At 39.0% G+C, this 25925-nt stretch carries 21 protein-coding genes and 1 pseudogene; 14 read left to right on the top strand and 8 right to left on the bottom strand.

The window, feature by feature from the left end; translation table 11 throughout:
• On the bottom strand, window positions 1-465 hold the full coding sequence (gene trxA, locus B9Y81_RS06585; protein ID WP_085536205.1) for a thioredoxin: 465 nt from the start codon (window positions 463-465) through the stop codon (window positions 1-3).
• A 973-nt stretch (window positions 466-1438) separates the two neighbouring features.
• Between trxA and B9Y81_RS06570 the strand changes: the two genes are divergently transcribed.
• Window positions 1439-1750, top strand: a complete 312-nt coding sequence (locus B9Y81_RS06570; protein ID WP_245832414.1) for a GntR family transcriptional regulator — start codon at window positions 1439-1441, stop codon at window positions 1748-1750.
• A 2-nt stretch (window positions 1751-1752) separates the two neighbouring features.
• Complete coding sequence (locus B9Y81_RS06565) at window positions 1753-2127, top strand: hypothetical protein (RefSeq protein ID WP_085536202.1); 375 nt, start codon at window positions 1753-1755, stop codon at window positions 2125-2127.
• Between the two features lie 3 nt (window positions 2128-2130).
• On the opposite strand, the gene B9Y81_RS06560 is transcribed toward B9Y81_RS06565, so the two are convergent.
• From B9Y81_RS06560 to B9Y81_RS06535, 6 genes are all read right to left on the bottom strand, one after another.
• Complete coding sequence (locus B9Y81_RS06560; protein ID WP_085536201.1) at window positions 2131-3516, bottom strand: MFS transporter; 1386 nt, start codon at window positions 3514-3516, stop codon at window positions 2131-2133.
• A gap of 123 nt (window positions 3517-3639) precedes the next feature.
• The gene (locus B9Y81_RS06555) at window positions 3640-4707 is read right to left on the bottom strand and encodes a glycoside hydrolase family protein (protein WP_394335433.1); all 1068 of its coding nucleotides are present in this window, start codon (window positions 4705-4707) and stop codon (window positions 3640-3642) included.
• A 57-nt stretch (window positions 4708-4764) separates the two neighbouring features.
• Window positions 4765-7614, bottom strand: a complete 2850-nt coding sequence (gene gcvP, locus B9Y81_RS06550; protein ID WP_085536199.1) for an aminomethyl-transferring glycine dehydrogenase — start codon at window positions 7612-7614, stop codon at window positions 4765-4767.
• An 11-nt stretch (window positions 7615-7625) separates the two neighbouring features.
• A complete protein-coding gene (locus B9Y81_RS06545) occupies window positions 7626-8264 on the bottom strand; it encodes an MBL fold metallo-hydrolase (protein WP_085536198.1) in 639 nt (212 codons plus the stop codon).
• On the bottom strand, window positions 8261-8881 hold the full coding sequence (rsmG, locus tag B9Y81_RS06540) for a 16S rRNA (guanine(527)-N(7))-methyltransferase RsmG (protein ID WP_085536197.1): 621 nt from the start codon (window positions 8879-8881) through the stop codon (window positions 8261-8263). The genes B9Y81_RS06545 and rsmG overlap by 4 nt, the downstream gene beginning before the upstream one ends.
• A gap of 8 nt (window positions 8882-8889) precedes the next feature.
• Window positions 8890-9738 carry a DUF3298 and DUF4163 domain-containing protein gene (locus B9Y81_RS06535; protein ID WP_085536550.1) on the bottom strand — a complete coding sequence of 283 codons (849 nt, stop codon included), beginning with the start codon at window positions 9736-9738 and terminating at the stop codon, window positions 8890-8892.
• Between the two features lie 147 nt (window positions 9739-9885).
• On the opposite strand from B9Y81_RS06535, the gene B9Y81_RS06530 reads away from it, so the two are divergent.
• The 9 genes and pseudogenes from B9Y81_RS06530 to B9Y81_RS15485 form a co-directional block, all read left to right on the top strand.
• Entirely contained in the window at window positions 9886-10263 is a 378-nt protein-coding gene (locus B9Y81_RS06530; RefSeq protein WP_085536196.1) for a diacylglycerol kinase family protein, read from the top strand.
• Window positions 10264-10508: 245 nt separating this feature from the next.
• Window positions 10509-11066 carry a phosphatase PAP2 family protein gene (locus tag B9Y81_RS06525; RefSeq protein WP_085536549.1) on the top strand — a complete coding sequence of 186 codons (558 nt, stop codon included), beginning with the start codon at window positions 10509-10511 and terminating at the stop codon, window positions 11064-11066.
• Window positions 11067-11204: 138 nt separating this feature from the next.
• A complete protein-coding gene (locus B9Y81_RS06520) occupies window positions 11205-12542 on the top strand; it encodes a TolC family protein (RefSeq protein WP_085536195.1) in 1338 nt (445 codons plus the stop codon).
• Between the two features lie 35 nt (window positions 12543-12577).
• Window positions 12578-13828 (top strand): efflux RND transporter periplasmic adaptor subunit, encoded by a 1251-nt coding sequence (locus B9Y81_RS06515; protein WP_085536194.1) that lies wholly within the window; start codon window positions 12578-12580, stop codon window positions 13826-13828.
• Between the two features lie 7 nt (window positions 13829-13835).
• Window positions 13836-16202 carry an ABC transporter permease gene (locus tag B9Y81_RS06510; protein ID WP_085536193.1) on the top strand — a complete coding sequence of 789 codons (2367 nt, stop codon included), beginning with the start codon at window positions 13836-13838 and terminating at the stop codon, window positions 16200-16202.
• 12 nt (window positions 16203-16214) lie between these two features.
• Window positions 16215-18536 carry an ABC transporter permease gene (locus B9Y81_RS06505; RefSeq protein ID WP_085536192.1) on the top strand — a complete coding sequence of 774 codons (2322 nt, stop codon included), beginning with the start codon at window positions 16215-16217 and terminating at the stop codon, window positions 18534-18536.
• 50 nt (window positions 18537-18586) lie between these two features.
• Window positions 18587-19267, top strand: coding sequence for an ABC transporter ATP-binding protein (locus B9Y81_RS06500; protein WP_085536191.1), 681 nt, complete (start codon window positions 18587-18589; stop codon window positions 19265-19267).
• Window positions 19268-19352: 85 nt separating this feature from the next.
• Window positions 19353-20009 (top strand): ABC transporter permease, encoded by a 657-nt coding sequence (locus B9Y81_RS15490; protein ID WP_394335431.1) that lies wholly within the window; start codon window positions 19353-19355, stop codon window positions 20007-20009.
• Window positions 20008-20439, top strand: a pseudogene (locus tag B9Y81_RS15485) (ABC transporter permease); the annotation flags it as partial. The gene B9Y81_RS15490 and the pseudogene B9Y81_RS15485, both read left to right, overlap by 2 nt.
• A 19-nt stretch (window positions 20440-20458) precedes the next feature.
• Here B9Y81_RS15485 and B9Y81_RS06490 read toward each other — a convergent pair.
• Window positions 20459-21643 carry a calcium:cation antiporter gene (locus tag B9Y81_RS06490; protein WP_085536190.1) on the bottom strand — a complete coding sequence of 395 codons (1185 nt, stop codon included), beginning with the start codon at window positions 21641-21643 and terminating at the stop codon, window positions 20459-20461.
• A gap of 215 nt (window positions 21644-21858) precedes the next feature.
• Here B9Y81_RS06490 and speA point away from each other — a divergent pair, with 215 nt between their 5' ends.
• The 3 genes from speA (at window position 21859) to B9Y81_RS06475 (ending at window position 25854) form a co-directional block, all read left to right on the top strand.
• A complete protein-coding gene (gene speA, locus B9Y81_RS06485; RefSeq protein ID WP_085536189.1) occupies window positions 21859-23751 on the top strand; it encodes a biosynthetic arginine decarboxylase in 1893 nt (630 codons plus the stop codon).
• A gap of 171 nt (window positions 23752-23922) precedes the next feature.
• Window positions 23923-24483, top strand: coding sequence for an RNA polymerase sigma-70 factor (locus B9Y81_RS06480; protein WP_085536188.1), 561 nt, complete (start codon window positions 23923-23925; stop codon window positions 24481-24483).
• A gap of 426 nt (window positions 24484-24909) precedes the next feature.
• Window positions 24910-25854 carry a FecR family protein gene (locus B9Y81_RS06475; protein WP_085536187.1) on the top strand — a complete coding sequence of 315 codons (945 nt, stop codon included), beginning with the start codon at window positions 24910-24912 and terminating at the stop codon, window positions 25852-25854.
• The last annotated feature ends 71 nt before the right edge of the window (window positions 25855-25925 follow it).

The following is a 25925-nucleotide window of genomic DNA, read 5'->3' as shown; positions in this document are numbered from 1 at the left end:
TTATTCTTGTTCACCAAGCAGGAATTCTTTAATTTGTTTTTCGAACGTTTCTTTTGGAAGAGCTCCCATAGCTAATTGTGGCTGTCCGTTTTTCGGTATAAAGAGAAAAGTAGGAATACTTTGTATCCCGAAAGCCATAGCTAATTCCTTTTCGTTGTCCACATTAATCTTATAAACGATAATCTGATCTTTATACTGTTCAGCTAATTGCTTCAGAATAGGCGAAACTTGTCTGCAAGGTCCACACCAATCAGCGTAAAAATCCACAATGCATGGTTTATCACCTTCATAAACCCACTCATCCTGATTTTTTTCGAAATTATATACCTTCTTTAAAAAATCCGCTTTAGTTAAAACAATAACCTCTCCGGATTTATCATTTTTGTTGTCTGTTTCAGCATGCGAAAAGAAACTTGAAAAAGAGAATATAATAGTAAATAAAAATACTTTTGTTAAGTTGTTCATATAAAGAAGTATATTATCAAGATTTTAATTTTGCAAAACTACAAATATTATTTTATAAGTACATCACATAATAATATAACAATTACGAGGGAGCATTTTCTGCGTCTTAGATATGTTTTATAACTTTGTTTGAAACATAGGTTTGATCGGGGGTTTGTTTGGAAATTTCGAGTTTTTTACTTTACTTTGTATTAAAGAAATGAGTTAAGCCGCGCTGATAGATTGGGAAACTCATCAGTTATTTTAATTCCGAGACATAGCTCTTATTACCAATGGCGGGCCGCAACCTTCGGGTATGCTTCGCACAGCGGATTACAAAGGTGGTAAAGCACTCAAATCCTGTCATACGGAGTTTGTTCATATCCTCAGTGCGGCTTTCTTTTACTCCCCCCCACAACATCACAACAATCATTCAGATTTATTTTATGCGCGATATCTTAATCCGGGATTTTCATGATCTTTTGGGTTGAGACAGTTGAGAAAAAAAACAGGCCTGATTTGCTCTTAAGAGTTCGTTTTTTTACATTACTATATGAAAAAAAATATATCCTTTATTTTTTGAAAAATATCCTTTATATTTCAAAAAATAAAGGATATGTTTTTTCATTACTTATAAGCATTGATTATCAATGAGTTATAAAATGGTGTTTTTTTCCTGATTTTACCCTGTTTTTTTCGCTTTTTAGTTGGTTATTTAGAAAGAATGCATTTGTGGTGTACTATTTAACTAATACACTTTATTTGTTCGTGAAGATCAGATTGTAGTCTTATCTACGCATCAGGTTCGCGATCTGGATAGTCTGATTGATGCTGTTGTGATTATAGATCAGCAAAAGATCGTTTTCAATGAATCGTTAGACAATTGTACCACCTCATTGGAAGGGTTGTTTGAAGAAAAAATTGTTTCACCGGGTATTTTACCAGCAATAAACCCATTTTTATTCAGATTGCCGATCTGATAAGCAAGCGCGTATTGGATGGAACCTATTTGCCCGATCAACGCATTCCTTCCGTTCGTGAGTTGGGAGTAGAGGTAGAGGTAAACCCCAACACCGTGATGCGCTCTTACGAACGTTTGCAACAAATGGATATTATCTATAACAAACGGGGAGTCGGTTATTTTATATCTCCTACTGCCAAAGACGAAATACACAAACAGCGTCATGCTGCTTTCATTCGCGAAGAACTTCCTACATTATTCAAAGAAATGGATTTGTTAGGAATAAGCATCGAGCTTTTAAACCGGGCGTATGCCGAGTATTCATCAAAAAAACAAAGCGATTAATCATGAGAACAAGTAATAAAGTTATTCTTGCGTTGGTGTTGGTAACCGGCGTTATCTATTTATTTCTGTTTTTAAATTATAATCCGGAGTACAGCCGATCTGCTACCAGAGCCATATCAGATCAATTCCGGGTTGTTTCCATTGAAGACGAAAGAATAGGTAAAGATGAAATCTTTTTCGATGTTGCCGAAACCAAGGAAGAAGCCTTCATTTATTATGCGAAAGGAGAATATACTAAAGGTGTTTGGTTAAGACATTCCGGAGACACGTTGATTGTTAGGCGCCCTCACGAAATAGAACAAAAAATGTCACTCCATCTGCACCTGAAAGGGGTAGATAAAGTGACATTAGGAAATCAGGTTATTTATACCCGTTAACGTTTACACCTGTGCCTTCTTGGCATCGAGGTAATTAACTACTTTTCCGTATATAATCAAAGAGAAGGCTGAAATTAACGCTATCCCTCCGAAATAATACCAGATGTAATGGGCGTTGGCACTTGCTGCCGCCCATTCTTCGTGCGTAGCGAAGAGGGTAGGCTCCGGACAATATTTTGTCAATAGGAAACCGGACAGTCCGAATCCTAAAATTGACGAAAAGAAGGAGTGGAGATGACTGAATCCGAGGTAAAGCCCTTCTTCTCCTTTAGGAGCTTGCAATGAAAAATACTCCAGAAAACGGGGCGAAATAAATGTTTCGGCCAAACCTTGAAACACAATACCGACTACCATCATAAAGGCTACCGGATGCATACCCAGTATCGGTGTATTAAAATCTAACAGATTACCGGAAGCCATGCACAATGCCGAAATCGGCATAATAAACATACCGAACGTCATAGAAGTAAGTGCTGATTTCTTGCGCATCAGCTGGGTAACTAAATTAACAGCCAGCACTACGACCAATGGATTCACATTCGCATACCAGGAAGGAGAGGCTCCCTCGCCGGCTAAACGAAGAACGTATTTTGGCATAGTGGCGTATAACTGGTGCTGCACCATCCAGAATCCGGTGATAATAAGGATCAGGATAATCAAACGTCCGTTAGAACAAACCTTGATCAAGGCCTGCCATATCTGCGCAAAGGTTTTGCCTTCGCCCGCGTTCTTATTACTTTTATATAGAAACCACACCAATACAAGTGCGATCAGCGTCATGCTTGCCGAAAAGAAGTTCAAGGTAATCAATCCTTGATTCCCCATAGCGTTACGCAGCGGGTCAACAATTGTTTTACCGGAAAAAGCACCGATATTTACCATTGAATAAAAGATAGAAAAACCTTTTGCCCGGTTTTCCGCTGTAGTTTCTTTGGCTACAGTTCCTGTAATTACACTTTTTATAAACGAACCTCCCAGCACAATCAGTGCCATAATGGGAAGAATGCCGTATCTGATATTACTTTCTACCAGACCGGTGAAAGTAGTGGTCATACCATACTGAACCAACCCGCTTGATTCCAGCCAGGTGGGAAACAAGCCCAATCCCGTGTAACCAAGGGTAAGTAAAGAGAATGCCAGTAACATAGAATTACGAAATCCGATTTTATCGGCCAATGCACCGGCGAATGTAGGAAGAAGATAAAGGCAAGCGGAAAAAATGCCGGCTATAGTTGCGGCCTGAATGTCATTAAAGCCAAGAATACGACTTAAATACAGGGTAATGACAATAAATACACCGTAATAAGCCGCTCGCTCAAAAAGCTCAACGACATTCGCGACCCAGAAGGCTTTACTGAATTTAATTTTCTCTTTTGTTGTAGTACTCATATAATTAAAAATTTAATAATGAAGGAATAACATTCCGGTATGGACAAAAAAATAAACGCAGGCGAGAAAATAAGAGCTGCGTTTATTTTGGGATGTCCGTCCTGTGTTATTCGGTTTAATGAATTAGTTGCTTACATAAGATTGGTGGATCGCTTTTTCGAAAGTAGCCCAATGATCGTCTGTCATGCTGTGTGGAGTAAAGAGGCATACGCCTGCGGCTCCGTTTTCCATTGAGGCACGAACGGCTGTTTCTATCTCCGAGGGGATTAATCCGTGTCCTTCTGGGTCTTCGATGCTCGATTTGTTTTGCCAATCATGACAAATAAATAAGCCACTGTAAACGGGAGCTTTACCGTTTAGGGCAGTTACTCCTTCTTTCGTTACACGACCTACCCATTCCGGTCCTTCTAAATAGAAATCGTTATAGTTCATCGGGAAGTAAGCGTCAATATTCCATTTGTTCCATTCCTGTCTGACCATTTTTTTAGCATACGAGTCGGGACCGGGGAAAACTGCCGCACTGACTTTTTTCCCTTTTGCATGAATATCGTCTGTGATTCGATTTACCAAACGGGTAATCAGGTCACAACGAAACTGTGCCCATTCCGCGCAAGAGGAAGGATCGTCGAATGATTTGATATCTATTCCGGTCGCGGTTTTAAAATCAGAAACGCATTTGTCGCAGTAGCAATAATCAGCCACAGGATATTCTTCATTCATAACCAAGCCGTATTTATCCCACAAACCACGAGCAAGAATCACATCCACAAAGCGTATGTAATCAAAATGAACGTAATCTACTTCAGGGATATCGGCTACTTTTCCGTACAATGAAGTGAGGAATTGATATACTTCTTCCCTGTTTGGACAGAGAAATTTATAGTAAGAAACATAGGCTTGCGTGTGATAGGCCGACTGTCCTAATCTGTTTACCGCATAGATTGTAGAATCCATACCTCCGTGCAACATAGCCGGTATCCAGGCATGGTATTCCATTCCGTTCGCTTTGGCAACTTTGGCAGCCCGCTGATGCTTTTCAACATCATGTCCGGCATTATAGCAAATGCCGTCTAATCCATGAGATTTCCACTTGCTAAAATCAGCCTGCAATGTTTGTTCGGTAGTGTTTCCACCTTCACCTTGCCAGCCGTATGCCGGGATCTTTGTTTGCGGAGTCTTGCCGCAGGCCATCACGAGACAGCTTACTACGGCAAGAATACTTATTTTAATTTTATTCATAATACAGAATTATTGACAGGCACAAAGAGTAGGAATCAAATTTCTATCTCCATAGGCGTTATCTACTCGGGCTACATTCAACCAAAACTTACAATCGTGCAACCATTCCAATGGGAACGCGGCTTTGCTTCTCGGGTAGGAGTGATTCCATTCATCTGCTGTCACTTCATATTCGGGATGCGGCGCGTTCTTTAATACATTGTCTGTTTTATCTGCTTTGCCTTCTTCCACTTCCTTGATCTCTTTCCAGATGCAGTCTAATACTTCAAGGAAACGATCTAATTCGGCTTTGCTTTCGCTTTCGGTCGGCTCAATCATTAATGTGCCGTGTACCGGAAATGAAAGGGTAGGAGCATGGTATCCGAAGTCCATCAATCGTTTGGCTATATCTCCTTCGTCAATGCCCGACGTTTCTTTTAACTTACGACATTCGAGGATCAATTCATGGCCTACACGTCCTGTCGCACCGGTATATACAATGCCGTAGGTATCTTTCAATTTACCTGCCAGATAGTTCGCGTTTAAGATTGCGATCTTAGTTGCCGTTGTCAATCCTTCTGTTCCCAGCATACGTATGTATGCGTATGTGATTGGCAAAACTCCCGCGCTACCGAATGGAGCGGCAGAAACTGTATTTGTGGCATCACCCCATACTTCAGGATGCGATGGCAGGAATGGAATAAGATGAGCACCAACGCCTATCGGTCCTACACCGGGACCACCTCCACCATGAGGAATAGCAAATGTTTTATGCAGATTGAGATGACATACGTCGGCTCCGATAGTTCCCGGATTAGTAAGCCCCACCTGCGCATTCATATTCGCACCATCCATATAAACCTGACCACCACAAGCGTGAATGATATCGCACATTTCTTTGATGTCTGCTTCAAAAATTCCATGCGTAGATGGATAGGTGATCATTGTCGCAGCCAGACGATCTTTGTTTTCTTCGGCTTTTAAACGGAAGTCTTCCAGGTCTATGTTCCCGTTATCATCACATTTAACAGTAACGGTAGAATAACCACACTGAATAGCGCTGGCCGGATTAGTACCGTGTGCAGATGACGGAAGTAATACGATATCTCTGTGTCCTTGACCGATACTTTCCAAATAAGAACGAATCACGCGCAGTCCTGCATATTCACCTGATGCGCCGGAATTAGGTTGCAGACTATATCCTGCAAATCCGGTGATTTCTTTTAGATAAGTTGTCAGATTTTCAATTAATTCTGTGTAGCCCTCTACCTGATCTTCCGGAGCATAGGGGTGTATGTTCTGGAACTGACCGTTACTTAGCGCGAATAGCGATGAAGCAGAATTTAATTTCATAGTACAGGAGCCTAACGAAATCATTGAATGAGCTAAAGAAATATCCCGGCGTCCGAGACGGGTTATGTAGCGCATAAGTTCCGTTTCCGTACGGTATTTCTTAAAGACATCCGCTTGCAGAATCTCTGATTGGCGTGCGAATTTTGGATCAAAATAAGTTTTTTCCTCAATCTCTTTATCCAATACATAATCTTTTCCTACTGCACCCGAGAAGATATACAAAAGCACACCGATATCTGTCGGCAATGTGGTTTCATCCAAGCTTAAACCAACCAGTTCGCTGTCATAATAACGCAGGTTTACTTTGCATTCGAGTGCTATTTCGCGCAGGGCATCAATTGATACATTTTGCGGAAGTTCAATTGTTAATGTATCGAAGAAGTCTTTATTTAGTTGCTTATAACCGAGTTTTTGAAGTTCTGCTGCAAGAAATCCGGTGTACGAATGAACGCGACCGGCAATATTCCGTAAGCCTTCAGCTCCGTGATAAACGGCATAGAACCCGGCCATTGTTGCCAATAAAGCCTGTGCTGTACATATATTTGATGTTGCTTTTTCGCGCTTGATATGTTGTTCGCGTGTTTGCAGTGCCAGTCGGAATGCCTGATGCCCATAAGCATCTTTTGATATACCGATAACACGTCCCGGTAGATTTCTTTTGTAGTCCTCTTTTGTTGCGAAAAACGCAGCAGAAGGGCCGCCATAGAACATCGGAATACCGAAGCGTTGTGTAGTACCGAATACAACATCTGCTCCCCATTCACCCGGAGGAGTAAGCAGTACCAGACTGAGCAGATCGGCAGCTACTGCCACACGGATGCCTTTTGCATTTGCTTCAGCTGTAAAAGAGGTATAATCTTCAATTGAACCATTTCCATTAGGGAACTGTACAATAGCGGCAAATATCTTTTCGGTAAAATTGAATGTTTTATAGTTTCCCGTAACCACTTCTATTCCTTGTGGTTTCATTCTTGTGTTGATAACGGCGAGGGTAGACGCAAATACGTTTTCATCAACAAATAATACGTTGGCTTCTTCCTTAACCTGCGCGCGACTTCTTGTTGCATATAGCATAGTGGCTGCTTCAGCCCCTGCGCTTGCTTCGTCTAAAAGCGAACAGTTGGTTAATGGTAAACCGGTCAACTCGCAAACCATAGTCTGGAAATTCAGTAAAGCCTCCAGGCGTCCCTGTGAAATTTCCGCTTGATACGGAGTATATGAAGTATACCAAACCGGGTTTTCAAACACATTTCTTTGAATGGGAGCAGGACAAACCGTATCATACCATCCCATACCTATGTATGAGGTGAAAACCTCATTCTTTGAAGCAAGTTCGGCAAGATGTTCAGCCAGTTCCCTTTCGGTCATTGCTTCGGGAAGATTTAACGGGCTCTTTATGCGAATATTCGCAGGAATTGTCTGCTCGATTAATTCGTCAAGAGATGATGTCCCAACTGTTTTTAACATTTCTTGGATGTCATCGGAAGATATTCCGACGTGGCGATTAACAAACTTATTTGTGTCCATATTCAATTTAGTTATAAAAATGGATTATTGTATTTTTCTTCTATTATGCTGGTTGTTGGTCCATGTCCCGGATAAACAACCGTTTCGTCCGGCAAGGAGAGAAGCTTGTCCTTTATAGCGGCTACCAACACTTCCTGGTTTCCACCCCAAAGGTCGGTACGCCCAATGCTTCCACTAAATAACGCATCGCCCGATATAACGAATTTTTCCTTTGCGTTATAGAAAGCCAGACTGCCGGGTGAGTGTCCCGGAACAAGTAAAGCGATCAATTCGGACTTGCCAAACTTTATTACCTCGTTACCTACAATGTATCTGGCTGCCTGTACAGCTTCTATAGGCGTTTTAATCCCAAATAATTGACTTTGTTCTGCCGGCGAAGGGAGTTTTTCTATTTCCGATTTGTGTACTTCGGGGCGCAAACCGTATGTTTTAAAAACGAAGTCGTTTCCAAAAACATGATCCAGATGCAGGTGAGTGCACAGCAGACGCTTAATGGTCAATCCGTTTTGTGCGACATACGTTGACAATTCATCTTCCTCTTCTTTTCTACAAGCACCGCAATCGATTAGCACCGCTTCGTTGGTTTCATCATGAAGCAAATAGCAATTCTCTGAAAAGTAATTAAATTCAAACGCTTTAATTGTAATCATAATGGTACGTACACTACTTTTTTAGTAATAAAAAATTCTTCTTTAAAATGCGATTTTAAGTCGATCGTTACAGCTTTGTTTTTGAATGGTAGTATTTCATGCTGCAATTCTCCTCCTTTTAAACAAATCAAGCCATTGGGGAGTGCGTTTTTCTGTTCCTTCGCAATGTTTTTACTGACTATTTTTACTAAATCCGCCAAGGGCATTACTGCCCTGCTGACTACAAAATCAAACTTTCCTTTTTCTTCCTCACCCCGACAGTGGCGAAAACGAATATTCTCCAAACCAATACCTTCCGCTACCGCCTGAGCTACTTTAATTTTTTTACCGATACTGTCTATCAGTAAAAACTCAACGTCGGGAAAGAGTATCGCAAGCGGAATGCCAGGAAAACCACCTCCCGTGCCGATGTCTAAAACAGACGAACCGGCTTTAAAGCGAAGCATTTTAGCGATGCCCAGCGAATGAAGAACATGATGTGGATACAGATTCTCTATATCCTTGCGGGAAATTACATTGATCTTGGCGTTCCAGTCTTTGTATAATTCGTCCAGAGCGGCAAACTGACTTGTTTGTTTCTCTGATAATTCTGTAAAATATTTTTGTATAATCAGCATAATAATTTTTAAAATGCAAGATGAGCGATCGGGCTGTCTTTCCGAATCAGATACTCAATCTCTTTATAAGGTATATGCACTTCAACCAGCCCCACAACATACGCGGCAATTTCGTACTCGTTAAACGCATAGGTAATACCCGTGTCGTCAATCATGAAATTATTGTTAGGAAAAATCTCATCCACACTGAAGAAACCGATATTTTCCAGTTCTTTCACGTCTTGTACTTCATTAAGTGTCGCTATCTTATCAACAAGTATTTGCGCAAGTTGTTCCTGAAAGTTTTCAATAAAAATATCTTCTTCGGTAATCTGTTTACCGGTTTTCAGATCGATCACATGATGAAGCGTTGAATGCGCTCCGTGCGCTCCTCCCGTATAATTATTGAAACTGATCGAATAAGAAAGGATATTGTTCTGATTGTATTCTATTTCATTGTTTGACATTTCGTAGTACGAAAACCAGGCAGCTACCGGTTTACCATTGCTACGCTCTATCTCTAATTTGAAATCATCTTCCAGCTCTTTATACGATGCTATGTAATCTTCCGTATAGTGAGACACCGCTTCTTTAGGAGATAAATCCGTATAGTTATCTCCGAAATAATCATTGATAAATTGCTCCTGCACAAGGCTTAAAATCTTTTTGTCTTTCATCCCGACTGGGTATGAAAATTTTAATTGAAATGAGCAACTGGGATTTTCGGGATTTTCCAACAAGTGATAAACTTTATCTACAATAATAGAATCAAAAGAGATGTCATTTTCAACCGAACTTCTTGAATTTGTTTTGCATCCGTAAAGAAACAAGCTGACAATGGCTAAGGCAGTAAGACTTTTAAATATATTCGTTTTCATAAGCTTTTCAGATTTTTGTCCTACACTAATATTATATGCAAATGTACATGAATATATCGTAATATCCTTATTGTAAATAGTGATTTTAAAACAAGTGTAATCTTTTCGCAACATTCAGTATATTTGCATAGACTCATAAGAAAATATATGAATACAAAGAAATTTTCATTTGCAGACAGACTGAGAAGTTTCCGTTATGCGTTCAGAGGAATCGGCTATCTTGTCTCAGGTGAACACAATGCCCGGATACATTGCTTCGCGGCTATTTTGGTTGTTGTAGGTGGTTTTTTACTAAACTTGTCTGCTATCGAATGGGTAGCGGTGTTTTTTGCAATTGGTTTTGTTTTTTCAATGGAGGCGGTTAATTCAGCGTTGGAGGCTATGTGTGATTTTGTATCGCCCGAACACCACAAAACTATCGGAAGAGTAAAAGATCTGGCGGCAGGTGCTGTGCTGATAGCGGCTATCAGTGCTGCTATTATTGGCGGAATCATTTTCTTTCCTAAGATTGCGGCTTTAGTATAAATGTTCATGCGCGCATACTTTAAAATAATCTTCAGATAGGAATGTTTTTTTGTTTATATAGTATATTTTCCTTTTTCCATATATATAGAAAAACAGTTTGACAACTGTGGAAAAACTTTACCACAGTTGTAGAAAAACTTTACTACAGTTATAGAAATAGAAAAATAAAGGATGTTGAAATAGAAATAAAGGATTTGAAAAGAAAAATAATGAATATGAGAAGCTCTTGTTTAGCTAACAGATCGATGAATAGTTTTTTGTTGCTTTTAACCGTATCTTTTTTTGCACTGTCATTACCTGCTCAAACAACAGAAATAGGTGGAAGCCGTAAAACGATTCGAACTACCGGAGATGTCTTTGCGGTTGCTATTCCGGCTGCCTGCCTCATTTCTACAGTTGCGTTGCACGATTGGGAGGGACTGAAACAAGGTGCGCTGGCAGGCGTGTCATCGGTTGGTCTTACCTTTATATTAAAGGAGGTGATCGAGAAAGAGCGTCCGGACAAAAGCGATTATAAATCTTTTCCCTCTATGCATTCCGCTGTTTCTTTTACCGGCGCGGCCTTCATTCAGAAAAGGTACGGCTGGAAATGGGGTATACCTGCTTATGCCGCGGCCGGATTTGTGGGTTGGAGCAGGGTGCATGGTAAAAAACACGATTGGTGGGATGTGGCTGCCGGAGCAACAATGGGCGTTGTAAGTGCTTATATATTTACTAAACCTTTTGCCGAAAAATACAACTTAAGTATTTCGCCGGCCGCAAGTCCGGAACATTTCGGGTTTCATGCCTCACTTCAGTTTTAATTTGTCCAATATTTTTACACCAGTGTCAAAAATTTGGACACTTTTTAATTTTACCTAAATCTATATACATTTGATAGTCAGCCTATTTATGCTTTTGGCACGGGGTTTGAATTAAATAACGTGTAAAAGCATAAGTATATGAAAAAGACAATCTACATAGTAATGGTGTTAATGGGCATGGGAGGCTCCTCGTTTGCTCAGGATAAGGTTTGGACATTAGATGAATGTATGAATTACGCGGTCGAAAACAGTCCGAAGGTGAAGAAGCAGTTACATACAAGTGATACCTACAAGGCAGAGCAACTTTCGGCATTCGGCAATTTTCTTCCTTCGCTTACCGCAGAAGTAGGGGCACGATTAAATTATGGTCGTTCTATTGACCCCGGAACCAATACCTATAATAATACCTCTACATTTAATAACGGTTATTCTTTGTATGCTTCTTTACCCGTGTTTCATGGCGGACGTTTAATAAATGAATGGAAGTTGGCTAAAGTAAACCGTTTGTTAGGAAAACAAAATGTGCGTCAGGCGGAAGACGAGTTGGCGATTAATACTATGCAAGCTTATATTGATGTGGTGTTTTATCTGGGAACTGCTAAATATGCGGCAGAGAAGTTAGAAGAAAGTAGTCGTTTGCTTTACAAAACCCAGCGTCAGGAAGAGCTTGGATTAAAAGGGAAAGCAGACGTTGCACAGATAGAAGCACAGGTGGCTGCCGACGATTACGACCTGACCCATCAGGAAAATATGCATAACACAGCTTTGCTGACGCTGAAAGAATACATGAATCTGGATGCTGCTACTCCTTTGGCGTTAGACACCACGATGACTGTCGAAGAAATCAGAATACAACCCGAATCGGCTGCTGATATTTATTCTTTTGCCGCGGACAACAACCCCATAGCACAACAGGCCGCGCTTACTTTGAAGAATAATAAATTACAACATCTGATAGCCAAAGGGCGCTTATTTCCTACCATTTCTTTGTCTGCCGGAATTTCCACAAACTATTTTGAAAATCTTTCTTCCGGTGCTGTTGTTCCGGAGGCTTTCAAAAATCAGTTTAAGAATAACCGGGGGGAATATGTAAGTTTAAATGTCAGTATCCCGCTGTTTGACGGGTTCAACAACCGAACAATTGTTCGCCGGGCACGCAACAATATGCGTATCGCCGCAGAACAGCAAACTGAAACACTCAGACAATTACAAATCACAATTGAGAAAGCCGTGGCCGACCGCGATGGCTATCTTAAAGAAGTGATACAGATGCAAAAGCAAGTGAAATCGAATCAATTGGCTTATCAACTTACATTAAGAAAGTTTGAAGAAGGACTGATGAGCTCGCTCGATTTGCAAACCAGCGCTAACCTGCTTATACAGTCGAAAGTAAATCTTTTGCAAAGACGTCTTCTTTATCTTGTGAAGATCCGTCAGGTGGACTACTACAAGGGCGGTGAATTAATACAGAAATAACAAACTTTACGAATAATATAAAAATAGATACAATCATGGATATACAATTAGAAAAAAAGAAAGGTCTTCAGAAAAAACATATTCCTTACGTAGTTGGGGGAGCAGTATTTCTGATCTTGGTAGGCTGGATTATTTTCGGCGATCATTCTTCAACCTTGAAAGTTGATTCGCGTAGTGTGAATATCGGCAATGTAACAAAAGCGGAATTTAACGACTTTGTACGTGTTGATGGACAGGTACAGCCAATTACTGTAGTTCAGCTTAGTCCGGAAGAAGGCGGTATTGTACAAGATAAAGTGATTGAAGAAGGTACGCAGGTGAAAAAAGGAGACATAATTGTTCGGCTGAGTAATTCCGGATTGGATCTGCAAATACTGAATGCGGAAGCCGATCTGGCTGAAAAGCAAAACTTCCTTCGTAATACACAGGTGACTATGGAGCAGGATAAGTTGAACAACCAAACGGAAAAGCTGCAATTAGACTTGGATATCCAACGCAAACTGCGCGCCTTTAAGCAACAAGAGCAATTGTATAATGAGAGTTTGATTGCCAAAGAGGAATATTTACAAGCCAAAGAAGATTACGATCTGGCCAAACAAAAACATGCGCTGATTATCGAACGCCTACGTCAGGATTCGATCTACCGTTCTATTCAGGTTGATCAGATGGAAGAAAACCTGGCTAATATGCGTCAGAATGTATTATTGATTCGCGAACGCAAAGAACACCTGAATATCCGCTCGCAGATAGATGGCGAATTGGGGCTTTTGGATGTTGTGTTAGGACAAAATGTTTCTACCGGACAAAAGATCGGTCAGATCAATGACTTGTCGGACTATAAGGTGGAAGCTTTGATAGATGAGCATTATATAGACCGTGTAAAACAGGGGTTGGATGCGGCTTTCGAACGTCAGGATAAAAAATACGCATTGACAGTTCGTAAGGTATTTCCCGAAGTGCGTGACGGAAAATTCCGTACCGAACTGATCTTTGCCGGCGAACGTCCGGATAATATCCGCAGCGGACAGACCTATTATATCAGTCTGCAATTAGGTTTGCCTACCGAAAGCATCATGATACCTCGCGGAACCTTCTTCCAGACCACAGGAGGAAGCTGGATATTCGTAGTTGACAAAGACGGTAAAAAAGCCACCCGTCGTAAAATAAAGATCGGTCGTCAGAACCCCCAATTCTACGAAGTGCTTGACGGCCTTGAACCGGGCGAACGCGTTGTTATCTCAAATTATGAAAACTACAAAGACAATGAAGTGTTAATCCTTCAATAATACGATTATGAATAAAGAATTAGTACTTGCTTTTCGATCCTTGTTTAAAAAAGGACGTAATAATCATATTAAGATGCTGTCTCTGGCAGTAGGCTTAGCCATGGGATTGGTGTTGATTGCTAAGGTTTATTTTGAACAAACTTTTGATAATTTCTATCCGGATGGAGACCGGATATATCATTTGAGCGAAAATTTCACGCAGGCAGATGATGAAGAACCCGGCTGGAATAGCCGTGTTAGTGGTGGAGTGGTGGTTGGCATGCGCGAAGAGATTCCGGAAGTAGAAGCAGGTACGCGTTATACCGGATTTGGTTTGGCTGACGCTGTTTTTTATACTACAGAAGACAAACGTATGTATTCCGGTAATTTTATACTTGCAGATTCCTGTTTGTTCGATATACTTCCTCGTCCGGTTCTTGCAGGTGATGTAAAAGAAACATTATCTCGCCCGATGTACGCAATTATTTCGAAAACAATTGCAGATAAAATAGGTGGTGACGTGATTGGCAGAACAATTGAGATGGATACTTATCCCGGAAAGGTAATGACTATAGGCGCGGTATTTGAAGATATACCGGAGAATTCACATTACAGGTACGATGTAGCGGTTTCAATGTCTTCAATAGCTAACTTTATGTGGGACGGTTCAATGAATTGGTTAGGCAACGACCGATATATGGCCTATGTGCGATTGGCAAAAGGCGTAACACCCGAATCAATAGCCGGCTCAATGCGTGATATGCAAACCCGTCATCAGCCAATGGAAAAACTAAAGGAAATGGGTGTGGATATATTTTATACATTAAACCCTTTGTTGACAATCCATTCTGCGGATTTGAATGTGAAACGGATGTCTTTTTTATTGGGATTGCTTTCCTTTGCCCTGTTGTTTACAGCGGTAATGAACTATATCCTGATTGTGATTTCTACATTAGTAGGACGTTCTAAAGAAGTGGCGGTTTATAAATGTTATGGTGCTTCAGGCAAGAATATTACTGCACTGATGCTGGCCGAGACTACGGTGCATCTGCTGATTTCTATTATAAGCGCGGTCTTATTAGTAGCCGCTTGTCAGTCTGTTGTAAAAGAGTTATTGGGAACTTCTCTGATCGCGCTGCTTTCCTGGCAGGCTTGTTTGTTACTTCTTGGTGTATGTGTGCTTGTTTATTTAGTGGCAGGATTGATTCCCGCGCAATTATTTTCCCGCATTCCTGTTGCTGTGGCTTTTCGCAACTACCGTGAATCTCGCCGTAATTGGAAGTTAGGTTTGTTGTTCATACAGTTTATTGCCTGTGCTTTTCTGGTCACTTTGCTTGTGATAATTGGTCGTCAATATACGCTAATGGTCAATGATAATCCCGGTTATAACTATGAACATGTGCTTTACTGCGAAACATGGGGAGCGAATAAGGAAAGACGCCAACAAGCAATTAATGAACTGGAGCGTATTCCGGGTGTAGAACTCGTGGCTACTTCGAATACGTTACCATTTCAAGGAATGTCCGGAAATAATGTTTCTCTTCCCGGAAAGGATGAAGAGCTATTTAATTTCGCGGATATGGAAGCCGCTGATGCTGATTATTTGAATCTGCTGCAGATACCCATTGTGTCCGGAAAAGGTTTTGATGAAAATTCATCGGAAGGAGATATTGTGGTAAGTAAATCTTTTGAGGATAAAATGGCAATTATGTGCGGTTGGACCGATGGAGTAGTGGGCAAGGAAGTCCGACTGAGCCAATGGGGGTTACGTCGTATTGTGGGCGTATATGGAGATGTGCGTGTTTCTTCTATAGCGAATATGGATGAACGTCCAAGTTTATTGCTTTTTGCAAAAGAACATCAAACGATTATTACCGTTCGTCTGCATCAGATGAATTCAGCAACAATTAAACAGGTAACATCCGTATTGGAAAATACCATGCCGGATAAACATATTGTAGTTACTCCCTATAATGAGGAAATGATCAATATGTACAAAGACTCACGCGTGTTTCGGGATTCAGTTATGATAGGTGGAATAGTTACATTGGTCATCTCGCTAATTGGGTTGATCGGCTATACGAATGATGAAATTAATCGTCGTCGTGCGGAAATCGCGATTCGAAGAATAAATGGTGCAACATTGAATGATATACTACGACTTTTCTTGGCAGACATACTGAAGATCGCGATACCGTCAATCATATTCGGCTGTATTGCTGCTTATTTTACCGCTATTAAATGGCAGGAACAATTTGCGGAAAAAAGTACGCTTACAATCTTTCTCTTTGTTGGTTGCGGAGTTGCCGTAGTAACGATTATTTTATCTTTAGTATGCATAAACAGTTACCGGGTAGCTAATCAGAATCCGGTAGAGAGTTTAAAGAATCAATAAAATATTGTTGAAATGAATAATTTGCTGAATTTAAAAACATTTTTCAAATTTCTCGGAAGGAATAAAGCCTATACATTTATTAATGTATTTGGACTTTCCTTGTCGTTGATGTTTGTAATTCTTATTGCTGTTTATGTAAAACAAGAACTAAGCATTGATAAGTTTCATGAAAAAGGAGATCAGATCTATTTGCTCGGCAATGAAGACGGTGTCGGCACAGCTTATCGCCTGGCCTACCGGATTCAGGAGCGTTATCCGGAGATCGAGAAAGTTTGTCCTTTAGTGCCTACTTGGGAAAAAAGAGCGATTAGTATTGGTGATACAAAGTTAAATGCAGGTCACATGTTTGTTGATACTACTTTTTTTGATATGTTCTCATTTACATTAGTAGAGGGTACTAAAGAGTCGGTGTTTCAAAGTCGTAATTCTGCCGTTATATCAGAAACTTTTGCCAGAAAAGCTTTTCCCGGAGTTGATCCGATGGGGAAAATGATAACTTTGAATGATTCCGTTATCGTGTCGGTTGATGGAATAATGAAGGATATCAAAAACTCTACAATTACTTATGCCGATATCCTGATCCGTATAGATAATATTAAATACTTTAACTGGTCAATGGATAGTGAGCATTTTAATAATGCCGGTAGTTGTGTCGTATTTATCAAGGAAAGACCAGGTTCGAACCTTAATGCTAAAGCAGATGATATGGCTGCTTTCTTTAAAGAGATTTTCTGGATATATAAAAATGGACATCAGGATAAGGTGAATTTTATACCGCTTAAGGAGTTTTATTTCTCAAAATACCATTCTCCCGGATTAGAAAAAGGAGATGAGCGATTTGTATTAATACTTCTATCTGTCAGTATCCTGATACTTGTTTTTGCCATTATCAATTATATTAATCTAACAGTAGCACAGGCCGGATTCAGAGCGAAAGAAATGGCAACACGCCGTTTGCACGGTTCTTCGCGAGGGGAATTGTTTATGCGGCTGATTATGGAATCGACGATGATTACTTTTATTTCTTTCCTAATCGCATTGCTGCTTGTAATGGCTGTAGTTCCTTTTGCGAATGATTTATTGCAGACCCGGATTGATATAGGAGACAGTGTTACCTTGGCAAGTCTGTCTATCACATTCGGTTTAATTTTATTGATAGGCATTCTTTCCGGTGTATTACCGGCATCCATCATATCCAACTCAAAACCAATAGAAGTGGTTCGTGGAGAGTTTCGTCAGAAAACAAAGATGCGGTTTAGCAAGGTATTTATTACATTTCAAAATGTGATTACCATTGTAATGATCGCAGCTTCTATCACCATGATTATGCAGGTTCATCATCTGATAAACGCACCCTTGGGCTACAATTCAACTAACCTGATGAATATTGAAGCTTTGGATGGAAAAGAAAAACTAATCACTTTAGGAAATGAAATTGGACAATTGTCTGTAGTGAAAAGAGTAGCCTACTCTCAGGGAACACCTTTTTCACGAGGGAATAATAACACGATGGAGTATAAAGAGAAGAATAAAAGCATTAGCTTTCAGACTATTGTAAGCGATCAAACCTTTTTTGATATGCTTGGTTTGGAGATCATTAGAGATAACAATAGAGGAATGGATGCCTGTTATCTGACCGAACAAGCGATTCGTGAACTGGAGATCAGTGAAGACTCTGAAACATTCCGCTATTATGATGATCAGCGACCTATTCGTGGCATTCTGAAAGATTTCCAACTTTATAATATTACAAACGGACAAAGTCCGATCATTTATCAAATTAAAAAAATTGAAGACTTCTATCCTTGGGATTTGATTGTAGAAGTGCAAGGTGATCCTTTTGTTGCATACCGCGAGATAAAGGCAGTGTATGAAAAGTTTTCCGGACTTGAATTTGATGGTGAATACTTTGACACACAGATCCAACAGTCTTTCGAGGCGCAAGAACGTACATCTAAAATCGTATCCATCTTTGCTGTTATTGCTATTGTTATTTCATTGTTGGGACTTATAGCAATGTCGACTTACTTTATTATGCAGCGTTCTCGTGAAATTGCTGTGCGCAAAGTATTTGGTTCTACAAATGTGCAGGTGTTGCTTCGTTTGGTGTTCAACTTCCTGAATTATGTACTGATTGCCTTTGTTCTTTCTGTGCCCGTTATTTGGTACGCAATGACAAAATGGTTGTCTGACTATACTTACAGAATAGAACTTAGTCCGCTGATTTATGTAGCAGCTGGTCTGTTCTGCTTAGTTATTTCATTTGCCGCGGTTTTCGTGCAAAGCTACTATGCCGCTAATGAAAATCCGGTGAAACGATTGAAGGCTGAATAAGAGAATAGCAAAATAAGAAATTAAATAAAACAATATAAAATTAGAAAGTCATGATTAAGATTGAAAGTTTAAGCAAGTTTTTCCGTACAGAAGAAGTGGAAACTATCGCGTTGAATAAAGTATCACTGGAAGTTAAAAATGGAGAGTTTGTAGCTGTAATGGGGCCTTCAGGTTGTGGTAAATCAACACTTTTGAATATTCTTGGTTTGTTGGATAACCCAACAGAAGGTAATTATTATCTGGCAGAACATGAAGTAGGACACCTGAAAGAAAAAGAACGTACAAACGTTCGCAAAGGAAATATCGGATTCGTGTTCCAAAGCTTTAACCTGATAGATGAACTAAACGTATTTGAGAATGTGGAGCTTCCTCTGACTTATCTGAATATCAAGCCGGCAGAACGTAAAAAAATGGTAACTGATATTTTGAAGCGGATGAACATAAGCCATCGTTCAAAACATTTCCCTCAGCAATTGTCCGGAGGTCAGCAACAACGTGTAGCAATTGCTCGTGCGGTAGTTTCCGGTCCGAAGATTATCCTTGCCGATGAGCCGACCGGTAACTTAGATAGCAAGAACGGTGCTGAAGTAATGGACTTACTTACAGAACTGAATAAAGAAGGAACAACCATCATCATGGTTACACACTCAAAGCACGACGCAAGTTTTGCTCACCGTGTTATTAATTTGTTTGACGGACAGGTTGTATCATCAGTAAGTGAATTCGTGTAATTTCTCAACTGATGTCAGCAAAATTTAAAGTCAACTAAAACGCTTACCATCTGTGAAGACCGGAAGTGTTGATTTCAATAAAAATATGAAAACAATAATACGAAACTTCCTCAATGTTCTGAAACGCTTCAGGATGGCAACAGTCCTTAATCTGGCCGGACTGTCCGTTGCCTTTGCTGCCTTTATTGTAATAATGATGCAGGTAAGTTATGAACGTAATTATGATCGTGGTTACGCAACTTCGGAGCGTTTATATCGGGTAACGTTTAATAATAAAGGTGATTTTGCCTTTGTTCTTCCCCGAGCTTTTGTTGAAGCCGTGATTCAGTCGTCTCCTCATATAGAAGCTGGTACACTTCTAAATTCTTTTGTTGGAAAGATTTACTTTACAACGAATGAGCATGAGAAGAAGAAAGGTTTTGTTGAATCGGTTGTACCTGTTCATGCTGATATGACCAGAGTTTTTGGATTTCAGATTTTGGAAGGAAGTGGCAATTGTTTGCATGAGCCGGGCAAGATAGCGATACCTGAAAGTATGGCTAAAAAAATGTTTGGTGAAAATAGTGCTGTTGGACAAACACTTCATGCGGAAGAAAGAATCTGGACTGTCAGCCATTCAGATTTTACCATTGGAGCTGTTTATATAGACTTTCCCGCTAATTCACAGTTGAACAACTCTATTTATATGGCAATTGACCCGGAAGTGGATAGGCAGAACTGGCGTTCAAGTAATTATTTTTGAGTTTTACAGTACGATTTACAACCAACTGTATAAAAAAGAGCTTGCTGTTAGTAAGATGATTACTTATTTCAGTATTCTGGCTATTCTATTGTCTGTTGTTGGTGTATTCGGACTGGTTATGTTTGAAGCCGGATACCGCCGCAAAGAGATTGGAATACGTAAGATTATGGGGGCAACTGCTTCGGAATTGTTGTATATGTTTAATAAAAACTACTTGTATATTGTCGGAATTTGTTTTGTAATAGCTGTTCCTGTCGCTTATTTGGGAGTGGTTAGTTGGTTGGCCGGCTTTGCTTATAAAGTTCCTGTATACTGGTGGGTTTTCCTGATGGCTTTTGTTGTAGTTTGTTTGATTACCATCGCAACAGTTTCTTTCCAAAGCTGGCGTGCAGCAAATGAAAATCCGGTGAATAGTATAAAGACGGAATAAAGTGTAGTGTTTGTCTTTATCAAGGGTTAAATACAAGCATAACGAATATAATGAACAGAGCCAAATGCATTATTCCCGTCATAGGAGTGGTGCGTTTGCCCAAGAAAGTGATAAGACTTAATAATAAGGTAATAATGAACAAGATCGTTTCGCTTGGCGTAAGTCCGAACTGAACGGTCTTGTTTGTTATCAGACCAATGGTTAGTACAGCCGGAACTGTCAGCCCGACTGTAGAAACAAAAGCTCCGTGGCACAAATTAACTACGCGTTGGAATTCATTATTGAAAGCCGCTTTAATTGCAGTCATAGATTCCGGCGTAAATACAATGATCGCAATTAAAACCCCACCTAAGGAAGAAGGGAGGTTAGCCGCGTTAATTCCAAAATCAACGACTATCGCCATACTATGAGAAAGCAACACAATCGGCAATATCATCGCGATAAGTATCACAGATCGAATTGTGATTTCTCTTGTATCAGTAGTTTGTTGTCCGTTTTCTGTTTTATGAGACAAAGCGACAATCTGTTTTTCTTCAAAAAGAATATTCATCTTCCCTTTAGGTGGTTGTACGTATAAGTGACTGTAGGCTTTCATCTGAAAGAATAGAAATAACGCATAAAGCAAAGTGATTAACATGGCAAGTGTTATTGTTTGCATAGTGCTGAATATTCCGTTTCCCGAACCTTCAATAAAATTAGGCAGTAGCATGGAAAGTCCGCCCAGCATAATGATCATGGCAATGTAAGACATTGTACCCTGCGCATTATACTCCTGTTCGCCATATTTAAGCCCTCCAATCAGAATACACAATCCAATTACAAGATTCATAATAATCATCATGACCGAAAAAATAGAATCCTTACCAATAGTAGGAGATTCTCCCGGCCCTAACATTACTGCCGCGATAAGAATAACCTCAATGGCGACAATCGATAAGGTAAGAATCAGCGTTCCATACGGTTCTCCCAACTTATGAGCCAGCTCATCTGCTTCTCTTACCACTCCAAAAGCCGCCGCGATAATTGTGACTAAAAGAATGACAAAAGCAAAAACAGCAGACATTGTTTGGATAGAATCACCTAAAATGGAATCTCCCCATACAGAAAATAAAAGAACCACGCTCCAGGCGGCCAATAAACGAATTCTGGTTTTTGTGGGGATTATTTTGTTGATTGATAAACTATTTGTGTTTGTTGTAGACATAATTTGATTGTAGTTTGGAAATAGAGAAAGCACAAAAATAGAGAGAATAAAACAATCTATGGCTAACTCCGTAATAAATAAACATTTTAGTACTGTAAGATGAAAATATTCTTCGATCTTTGCATTTTATTTTTCAAAAGGAAGAATAGCGAATAAAGTTATTAGGTTTATTATTAATTTCGCACTAATTTATAATTAGTTTACAGTTTAAGATAATGAGAAAATGGCGAATTGAAGACTCAGCCGAGTTGTATAATATTAACGGCTGGGGATTGGATTATTTTTCTATTAATGAGAAGGGACATATTATTGTTACCCCAAAGAAAGGTTTAGCTCCTGTTGATTTAAAAGAGTTAATGGACGAACTTACTTTACGTGATGTATCTGCTCCTCTTCTTGTTCGTTTTTCCGACATTCTGGATAACAGAATTGAGAAAATTTCGAATTGTTTTAAAGTGGCTGCAAAGGAATATAACTATTCGGCTCAGAATTTTATAATCTATCCGATTAAAGTTAATCAGATGCGCCAGGTGGTGGAAGAAATCGTAAGTCATGGCAAAAAGTTTAATATCGGTCTTGAAGCCGGTTCTAAACCGGAGTTACATGCGGTTTTAGCGATCAACACAAGTAGTGACTCATTAATTATCTGTAACGGATATAAAGATGAGGCGTATATTCAGTTAGCACTTCTCGCGCAGAAGATGGGTAAACGTATTTTCATAGTAGTGGAAAAAATGAACGAGCTTAAACTCGTTGCCGAACTATCCAAGAAACTGAAGATAAGACCCAACATCGGTATCCGTATTAAACTTGCCAGCTCCGGTAGCGGAAAATGGGAAGAGTCCGGAGGTGACGTAAGTAAGTTCGGTCTTTCATCCAGTGAATTGTTGGAAGCCTTAGACTTCCTTCAGAAAAATAAAATGGAAGACTGCCTGAGCCTGATCCATTTTCATATAGGTAGTCAGGTCACTAAGATACGTCGTATAAAAAACGCGCTACGTGAAGCTTCGCAATTCTATGTTCAACTTCGAACCATGGGATATAACGTTGAATTTGTAGATATAGGCGGCGGCTTAGGAGTAGATTATGACGGTACACGTTCGTCCGGCAGTGAAAGCAGCATGAACTATTCCATACAGGAATATGTGAACGATTCCATCTCAACATTGGTAGACGCTTGTGTAAAGAACGAAATACCCCAACCCAATATCATCACTGAATCAGGAAGATCACTTACTGCACATCACTCAGTACTTATATTTGAAGTATTGGAAACAGCCACTTTGCCCGAATGGAGTGAAGACCTGGATTTACCTGAAAACGCGCACGAATTGGTTTGTGAGATGTACAAATTATGGGACGAAATGAATCAACCCCGACTGATTGAAACCTGGCATGATGCACAACAAATCAGAGAAGAAGCGTTGGATTTATTCAGTCTTGGGATGTTAGACCTGATTACAAGAGCGCAAGTAGAGCGTTTGTATTGGTCAATAGCCCGCGAAGTATTTAAAATAGCTTCCGAAATGAAACATGCACCGGAAGAGCTGCGGAAAATTTCAAAAATGTTGCCCGATAAATATTTCTGTAACTTTTCCCTTTTCCAGTCTTTGCCGGACTCATGGGCGATAGATCAGGTATTCCCGATCATGCCAATCAGTCGCTTGGACGAAAAACCGTCTACCACAGCTACATTACAAGACATAACATGCGACTCGGATGGAAAGATCGACAACTTCATTAATTCCCGAAACTATGCATACCATCTGCCTGTACACCCATTAAAAAGCAAAGAACCCTACTATATGGGAGTATTCTTAGTCGGAGCATATCAGGAAATATTAGGAGACCTGCATAACCTTTTCGGAGACACAAATGCTGTCCACATAGCTGTGAACGAAGAAAATTACAAGATCGAACAAGTAATTGATGGCGAAACCATCGCCGACGTATTAGATTACGTACAATACAATCCCAAGAAACTGGTAAGAACAGTAGAATCCTGGGTAACCTCTTCCATGAAAGCCGGAGTTATTTCGGTAGAAGAGGGTAGGGAGTTCTTGTCAAACTATCGATCCGGACTGTATGGCTATACTTATCTGGAATAAGAAATAAAAAAACAGGCTCAAAAAAGCAGGAATTGTCTCATAAAAGAGATAGTTCCTGCTTTTTTTATTTAATGTTGTTTTTGAGTGGCTGATTCTGTATATTTGAAATATAATAAGTAGGGAATTTAACTTTAGTTTTGATTTGTTTTTTTGTTGTAATTAATAAAAATCATGAGAACGACCTCGGAGATCAAAGCCTTTAATAAACTGTTTGCAGACTATCAGGGTTTGTTTGTTCGATTTGCTAATACATACATAAACGATAAAGATGTATCGGAAGATATTGTCATAGAAGGTATTATGTATTATTGGGAAAATAAGGACAAATTAACTTCCGACTCAAACATACCTGCTTATATTCTTGAAGTGATTAAGCATAAATGTTTAAATTATCTACGACATATCCGTATTCGCGAAGATGTTGAGCAAAATATTCGCGAACATCATCATCGAGTAAATAACTTACGTATTGCTACACTTGAAGCTTGTGATCCCGAGGAATTATTTAGTATTGAAGCCCAACAATTGATAAATGAAGCTTTAAAATTAATGTCAGATAAAACAAGACAGATATTTATAATGAGCCGGTTTGAAAATAAAACATATTCTGAAATAGCTGAATGTTTTGAACTTTCAGAAAAAAGTGTTGAATATCACATCTCAAAAGCGTTGAAAATTATGAGGTTAAAGCTGAAAGATTATATAGTGACTTTATTGTTTTTTATAATATAGGTTCGATATATCTTAATTTTTTTCTGAGTGATTGGCTTTTATTAAAAGAATAATTAGTAGAGGACATTGTATTTAACCATAAACAGGGTCAAATAGAATATTCAAATGTTAATAAATGCTTTTTTTTAGCTTAAAAACAAGACTTGCCTTCTGTTATTTTAGTGCTTTTAATTTATTGATTATCAGTGCAATATGTATGACTAAAAACATAAAGGTTATTTTTTTAAAAATAAAGGATATTTTCTGAAAAATAAAGGTTATCTTTTTATTTATATAGTAATGTGTATTTTTAAGAATAAATTTGAATTGTTAATTTATTTAAATCAACATAAACACCAATCGTGTTTTTTGATTTTATAAACAGTGGTTGTCTAATAAAATACATTTAAACTTTAGGGGGATTCTTTTCTCAAGTGCTTATTATATATGAATAAAAATATATTATATCGCTTTTTTTCCGGAAAAGCTTCTTTTGAGGAAGAAGAGGCTGTATGTAATTGGGTTGATCTTTCCAATCGAAATAAAGAGATTTTTATAAAAGAACGAAAACAATTTGATTTGATATTGTTTCAGTCTTCGTTATCAGATAATAATAAAAGATTTTTTCATAAGACTAATCTTAAATCATATATCAAGGATTTTCTCACTACTGCCGCAGTAATTTGCTTGTTGTGTGTTGCTGCCTTATCTATATATAAGGATATTGCAAAAACAAATAATGAGATTATGGAGAACAAAATTATTGTTCCCCCTGGGCAACGGGTAAATATCATATTGTCTGATGGTAGTAATATTTGGCTTAACGCTTGTAGTGAACTGATATACCCGACTTCTTTTTCGCAGGATTCACGAATAGTATCCCTTAAAGGAGAGGCTTTTTTTGATATCGCTAAAAATGAAAAACAACCGTTTGTTGTACAGACAACTAATTGTAACATAAATGTTTTGGGAACAAAGTTCAATGTACGCACTGACTACGCTAATTGTGATTTTGATGTAGCTTTATTTGAAGGAGCCATAAAGCTAACCAATAAAATAGAAGAGGATTCCGAGTTAATGTTATTGCCAATGCAAAAAGCTGAATTTAAAGATGGAAAATTTCTTGTGGATTCTATTCAAGAGTTTGATCGTTTTCGATGGATAGAAGGATTGATTTGTTTTGACAATATTCTGTTTACTGATTTAATGCTTCGATTTGAACAGATATATGATATAAAAATTGTTGTACAAAATCCAATCCTTAAAGATTATAAATGTAGTGGTAAATGCCGTGTTGCTGATGGAATTGATTATATTTTAAAACTTTTACAAAGGAACAGGTCATTCTCATTTACCCGAAATGATGATAACACTTATATATATATTGATTGACCCTTAAAAACAATATGCCTATGAGATAGATTTATAAGAACTATAATAAAAATGACAACGAATATGATAAT

The organism is Massilibacteroides vaginae, from assembly GCF_900178525.1.
Classification (GTDB): domain Bacteria; phylum Bacteroidota; class Bacteroidia; order Bacteroidales; family Tannerellaceae; genus Massilibacteroides; species Massilibacteroides vaginae.
This window is presented reverse-complemented; position numbering and strand designations above follow the sequence as displayed.